This is a genomic window from Stieleria sp. (assembly GCF_041595215.1).
GTDB lineage: Bacteria > Planctomycetota > Planctomycetia > Pirellulales > Pirellulaceae > Stieleria > Stieleria magnilauensis.
Genome location: NZ_JBFHKV010001021.1, coordinates 1 through 3,085, shown reverse-complemented (window position 1 = coordinate 3,085; position 3,085 = coordinate 1). Strand labels below are relative to the sequence as shown.

Sequence of the window (3,085 nt, the reverse complement as noted above, 5' to 3'; positions counted from 1 at the left end):
GCGATCGTGACGGCACCGGCCAAAAAACCACCCAACGCGCCGGCAAACCATGACGATCCGCCGCTCGATTTCATGTCCATCTTTGCCCGACGCCGATTCCGAAAACTGATCCCCACCATCGCCAGAATCGCCAACCCCGTTCCCCGGATCAACCAGTCCGGCGAGACCCATTCGAACGCCAACAACCCCAACGGCATGCAAATCGCCGCACCGACCAGCGCGCGCCACAGCGCTGACCAATCAGCCCCGTCGCGATACGCCCACGCGGCCATCATCAACACCGGAACACTGGCCGTTGAAATGACCACGTGCGATTGGCGGACTTCGACGACCAGCGGCAACAGTGTCACCGCGACGATTCCGAATCCGAACCCGATCGCGCTGTGGACAAATCCCGCCGCCAATGCGATCACGCCGATGTACAAGAAAACGGTCAGGTCGCCAGAAAACATCAGTTCTCGACCAGGTCTCGCTGCTTGGTTTCCGGCAGTGTCAACATCACCACGATGCCGACCAAGAACAACGACGACAACCACCAGACGGCGTGCTGAAGCGAGATATCTTCACGCCCTTTCAGCCAGCCGGAAAAGAACAGCACCGGGACCGCCAACAGACGTCCCCCGTTAAAACAGAAACTCGCTCCGGTCGCGCGAATGTGTGTCGGAAACAGTTCGGGGAAATAGATCGCATAACCCGAGTGCATCCCCAACGTCAGGAACCCGAACACGGGCAGGATGAACAGCATCTGTGTGTACGTTTGCGGCAGAAAACACACAACGGGCACGATCAACAACGCCAAAATGTGATAGGCGATAAACGTCGGCTTGCGGCCGAAACGGGCGCACAGCGGACCAAACGCCAGCAAGCCAGCACCTCCGCCGGCCGCTTGCACGATGCCATAGGCAAACTTGCTCTTCGCCCCGGCGGCTTCGGGATCGCTGCCGAGCGACAACAACAACGCTCTGACGAGATCCTGGCCCGCAACCGTCACCGACCAAAACGTTCCCAATCCGACCGCGGCCAACAACATCCCACGAAACGCCAAACCGTTCCATTTCGGATTCAACAGCAGATCACGAAAACTGCCGGACTTTTGACCGACCTCACTGTTCCGAATCGCCTGCCAACGCTCCGGTTCTTTCACGCTCGCCCGCACCCAAACGATCAGCAGCGCGGGCAGCACCCCCAGCAGGTAGGCATAGCGCCAGTGGCTGCCGACCAGAATCCCCGACAGCGCTGCCAGCCACGTTCCCAAGATGCTGGAAGCATGAAAAATCCCCGCCGCCTGGGCGCGTGCTTTCTTGGGAAACACCTCCGCCACCAAGCTTGCCGCGACCGCCCATTCACCGCCGATCCCGAGTGCGACGAGAAAACGCAACACTCCGATCACGTAAATGTCGTTGGCGAAATAGGTCAATCCTGAAAAGACGGAGTACATCAGGATCGTCGCGATCATGATCGGGCGTCTGCCCCATCGGTCGGCCAGCGATCCGAACAACAGCCCGCCGATCGTCCCACCGGCTAGGAAGATGGCCAAAAAATTGTCGCCCCACGTCTTGGCCGCCGCTTCGTCACCGTCCAACACTTCCAGCAACATGTCGCTGCGAGTGATGTTAAAGATTTGGCCTTCATAAACGTCGAAGACCCAACCCGCGCAGGCGATGATCAGAATCAGCCACTGGTAACGCGTTACTCCATCGTACCAGCGCCCCGTTGAATTCTCGCCGGGGTCCAACACAACCGGTTCGCCCGGACGATCGACCGACGGCTCCTCGGGATTCCGTTTTTCGTCATCCATTTCGGTTAACCCACTGCGTCAAAGGCATGCGTTCGCATTTCCGCCAATGACGCCAACACCTTGCGAGTTCCCTGGAAAGGACGCCGCGCGTGCATCGCCACCGTGTTGTCCAGCAACACGATGTCTCCGGCCTGCCACTGATGGTCATAGGTGAGTTCTTCGGAAAGCTGAACGGCCACGTTGACGGCGTCCGGATCGAGCTTGGTACCGTCGCCATGCCGGATCGCGTCCGACGGGTCGTTGCGCTCATCCTTCCAACCGCAATAGGCCGCGATCAACTGATTGAAGAACGTTTTCTGCCCCGGTGAAACTTCCATGACGGCAGGCAATTGCGGCGTCGTCGCTTTCAAGCAATCGTCGGCCAACCATTCAAAGCTGTAACCCAACTCGCCGAGTCGAGCCTCCGCTTCCGCCTTGGTTTCCACCCCCAGCGTGCTGTGCCAGCTTCGTCCCATCCCAGATTTTGCGTCGTCAACTCCAGGCATCACGTTGGTGTAACGCAATCCGGTCGATTCACACTTGGCCGCAAACTCCGGACACTGCTCGGCCAGTTTCGCAAACAGAATATCGCTTCGGCACAACGGCGTCGCACCGCCGGATTCCGGCGCGATCTCACAGTAAAACAGAATGTACTTGGGATACAGCGGCGTTTGCGCCATCTCGTGGTGAAAAAAAATCTTCACCTCCGGCGGGGCTTCGTTGGCGGAAAACACCCGCGGCGTCCGGTTGATGCGGACTGCGTTGGACAGCGACTTTGCATACGGAAAATTTTCGAGATGGAGCGCCTGAATGAAGGCATCGAACTCGTTTACCGTCGGAGTCGGAAACCCGCGAAACGCCACCGCGCCGTGCTGACTGGAAAGCGCCAACAAGTCATCACGACTTTCGGACACCCAATCAATGAATTGATCCAGCGTCACCGCGCCTTCGTCACAGGTCATCGCCAATGGAAACAACGAGTCATTCTCGTTTCGCTGACCGGGAACCGCAGCGTCACGCATACCTTGAAGGGGAGTCATGAATACCGGTGCAATGAAGGAAGGAGGGAGGGCGGGACAGCATTCAAGCCGCACGAATCAACAGCTTACCCGATGACGACCAGCCGGTGTTACACTGTGACCGTGGCGTCAGCTTGCGACCCGTGGCGTACGCTTCCAGCTTGCGACCCGTGGCGTACGCTTCCAGCTTGCGTCTCTTCGCGCACGCGACCAGCTGTGGCGTACGCTTCCAGCTTGCGTCTCTTCGCGTACGCGACCAGCGTACGCCTACCCAGCCAATCCGAAACGG

3 protein-coding genes are annotated in these 3,085 nt (G+C 58.8%); all 3 read right to left on the bottom strand.

What is annotated here, in order from left to right; all coding sequences use genetic code 11:
- The coding region (locus ABX749_RS27520; RefSeq protein ID WP_372898852.1) for a TSUP family transporter at positions 1-452 on the bottom strand (452 nt) is incomplete at its 3' end.
- Entirely contained in the window at positions 452-1,798 is a 1,347-nt protein-coding gene (locus tag ABX749_RS27515; RefSeq protein WP_372898851.1) for an MFS transporter, read from the bottom strand. The genes ABX749_RS27520 and ABX749_RS27515, both read right to left, overlap by 1 nt.
- A 5-nt stretch (positions 1,799-1,803) precedes the next feature.
- Positions 1,804-2,817, bottom strand: coding sequence for a TauD/TfdA family dioxygenase (locus ABX749_RS27510; RefSeq protein WP_372898850.1), 1,014 nt, complete (start codon positions 2,815-2,817; stop codon positions 1,804-1,806).
- Between the last annotated feature and the right edge of the window lie 268 nt (positions 2,818-3,085).

Coding starts and splice junctions, on each gene's coding strand:
- ABX749_RS27510 (WP_372898850.1), bottom strand. CDS start 2,817: ATGACTCCCCTTCAAGGTATGCGTGACGCTGCGGTTCCCGGTCAGCGA.
- ABX749_RS27515 (WP_372898851.1), bottom strand. CDS start 1,798: ATGGATGACGAAAAACGGAATCCCGAGGAGCCGTCGGTCGATCGTCCG.